The following is a 3073-nucleotide window of genomic DNA, read 5'->3' on the forward strand; positions in this document are numbered from 1 at the left end:
TACTTCTATTCGGTTTACAGTTTTATATAACATTCGTCAAAAACTTACACGACAAGTTTTTTGCAACAGTCAAGTAAATAACATACAATAACCATAAATGCGTTAGCGCCGACAAAAATGAGCGCCCCATTAAAAGAGCCTGTTGCCTGCAGAATATACCCGATAACAATAGGGGTCGTAATACCCGCAATATTGCCAAACGTATTGAACAACCCTCCGCTAAGTCCCCCCATCTCTTTTGGAGAAGTATCCGATACAACCGCCCAGCCCAATGCGCCTATGCCTTTTCCGAAGAAAGCCAAAGCCATAATGGCAACGACCAGCCAATCCACTTCTACATAATTGCAGATCACCATGGAGGTCGACAGCAGCATGCCTATAACGATTGGAATTTTTCTCGCTGCGGACAAGGACTTCCCTTTTCTCAACAAGAAATCAGAAATAATCCCTCCTAAAATACCGCCGGCAAATCCGCAAAGGGCTGGCAGTGAAGCAACAAATCCGGCTTTCAGAATGGACATCCCGCGCTCTGTAACAAGATACACCGGAAACCAGGTAAGAAAAAAATAAGTAAGCGTATTCAAACAATATTGGGCAATGTAGATTCCCAGTGTCATCCGGTTGGTAAGCAGCTGCTTTAAGTAACCCCATTTGGGAGTGCTTTGCTGATTTCCTTCCTTTGTCTGATCCAGATGAACCAGGGCTCCGCCTTCTTCAATATATTCCAGTTCCGCTTGATTTACTTTGGGATGATCTTTTGGGCCATACACCGTCTTCACCCATATTCCACACATGGCCATTCCGACAAGCCCCATAATGATAAATACGAATTTCCATCCAAAAGAGCTTGTAAGCCAAGCCATAATGGGAGCAAAGATGACCGTTGCAAAATATTGGGCTGAATTAAAAATGGCTGATGCCATACCGCGTTCCTTGGTCGGAAACCAGGCGGATACGATTCGGCTGTTGGCCGGAAATGACGGCGCCTCCGCCAAACCCACCATAAAACGAAGCACAAATAACATCACGATCGTCATACCTGCGCTAAAAAATCCTACGAAACCCTGCAATAGCGTAAACAGCGACCAGAAAAAAATGCTGAAGGTATAGATCTTCTTCGAGCCAAAGCGGTCAAGCAACCATCCTCCGGGCAGCTGACCCAATACGTATGCCCACGAAAAAGCTGAAAACACATATCCCATGAGCACCGGATCCAGGCCAAGCTCTTGCGACATCGGAGTCCCGGCGATCGATATCGTTGCGCGATCCGCATAGTTAATCGTCGTGATGACAAACAGTATGAATAAAATCATGTAGCGAACACGGGTTTTCCTTCCATACTCTACCCCAGGAGAAACTTGGTTTGAAACCTTCGGACTGTTCATAGTCATGCTTCAATAGCCCTCCCAAAAATGTTTTAGTAGTACGTGTACATAAAACATCTCACCCGCGAGTCTTATAAAACGCTTTCAAAACACCTCCTCCATATCTTGTTCTTTTTCCAAAACCATCGTAATCTGTAATCATAAAAGAAGTAAAAGTCATAAAATTTAGTTTTCTCTTAATAAATTTAAGAGTAAGGAGGGGGTCTGATCATGGACTTAAAACAGCTGGAATATATGATCCAAATTGCAGAAGAGAACAATATCACGAAAGCGGCGGAAAAACTATTCATTACCCAGTCCGCATTAAACCAGCAGCTTTTAAAGCTTGAGAAAGAGCTTGGCACCCAGCTTTTTGTCCGCTCAAGGAATAATTGGCATCTGACACAGGCCGGCAAAATTTATGTAGAAAATGCTAAAAACATGCTGCGAATCAAAAAAGATACATATAATCAGATCAACGATATGATCGAAACAAGGGAAGGCAACTTGGTTATTGGGTTAACGCCGGAACGTGGTACGCAAATGTTTGCCGCAATCTATCCCATTTTCTACAAAAAGTTTCCTAAAGTAAAAATGGATCTGATCGAACTGCCCGTCAAAAAACAGCAGGTTGAAATATTACAGGGGAACATTGATATCGGTTTTTTAACGCTACAGGACTTTCAAAAAACCAATGATAACTATATCCATTTATGCTTTGAAAGTATCATTTTAGGTGTTCCCTCTGCTCATCCCCTTGCACAACTGGGAGGCAAGCTCGGTGAACCCCTGCCGGAAATAAGTCTGAAGCTTTTGGAAAATGATTCGTTTGCTGTCATGCAAACGGGATCGACCCTCCGCGATATCTTTAATCATTTGATCAACGAAGAAAACATAAGCCCTCATATTTTATTGGAAACCAGAAGCTGTCATACCTTATTCGAAATGGCGGCTCAGGGGATTTGCTGTGCAGTATTCCCCATTACTTATGCCAAGCCCAACGCTGCGGTATCCTACTTTTCCATTCGTCAGAATCCGGTGTGGGAAGTAGCTGCCAGTTATAAAAAAGACAGTTATTTGAGCCATGCGGCAAAAGAGCTGATTTCTATGGCTACGGATTATTGGTTGGAAAAGGTTCGGTGAAGTTGGCGTGCTTCTTTGTGTCGTTTGTCGGCGCTCCGGCTACCTATCTTTGTTTCTACGAATAGGGTGAAAATATGACGACACTTTTCTATGATTTCTGTCAATATCATAGAATTTGTATTGATATTTTCCAGACCGGCTATTAAGATAGTTTTGAAAGGAGATGTGATACATAGTTTCTTAATGCAGTCTCCAACCGGAGTCAGAACTCTTGAGCCCTCCCCTTGGTACATAACGCGCGGCGTCCAGCGAAATCCGGAATTTGTAACCGGCCTAGGCTAAAACGCTTTCTTACGGCGAAAGTCTGACCTCCCATCGTTTTAAGTTTAAAACAGGAGGTATACGTAACCATGACCAAAGCTGGCATCCGCAAATTTTTCTTGATTTTCCTCATTTCACTTCTCATAACAACAAACATAAGCATTAATATGGGTACATAGCCTGCATCCGCAGCGGCATCCGACGCAACGATTACATTAACAGCTGATAGTCAACAACTCATGACCCAAGTCACGAGCTTGTCTCTGCCTACTTCGTAGACAGTGTTTGCGCTTCGCACAAGCCTT

2 protein-coding genes are annotated in these 3073 nt (G+C 43.4%); one reads left to right on the top strand and one right to left on the bottom strand.

Features of this window, described 5'->3' with window-relative positions; genetic code table 11:
• Positions 1–44 precede the first annotated feature (44 nt).
• On the bottom strand, positions 45–1385 hold the full coding sequence (locus tag ACE41H_RS25030; protein ID WP_375358294.1) for an MFS transporter: 1341 nt from the start codon (positions 1383–1385) through the stop codon (positions 45–47).
• A 210-nt stretch (positions 1386–1595) separates the two neighbouring features.
• Here ACE41H_RS25030 and ACE41H_RS25035 point away from each other — a divergent pair, with 210 nt between their 5' ends.
• A complete protein-coding gene (locus ACE41H_RS25035; RefSeq protein ID WP_375358293.1) occupies positions 1596–2507 on the top strand; it encodes a LysR family transcriptional regulator in 912 nt (303 codons plus the stop codon).
• Positions 2508–3073 lie beyond the last annotated feature (566 nt).

The organism is Paenibacillus enshidis (genome assembly GCF_042136365.1).
In the GTDB taxonomy this organism is placed as follows: Bacteria; Bacillota; Bacilli; order Paenibacillales; family Paenibacillaceae; genus Paenibacillus; species Paenibacillus enshidis.

Excerpts from the sequence above, each read along its gene's own strand:
- ACE41H_RS25030 (WP_375358294.1), bottom strand. The coding sequence starts at position 1,385 with ATGAACAGTCCGAAGGTTTCAAACCAAGTTTCTCCTGGGGTAGAGTAT.
- ACE41H_RS25035 (WP_375358293.1), top strand. The coding sequence starts at position 1,596 with ATGGACTTAAAACAGCTGGAATATATGATCCAAATTGCAGAAGAGAAC.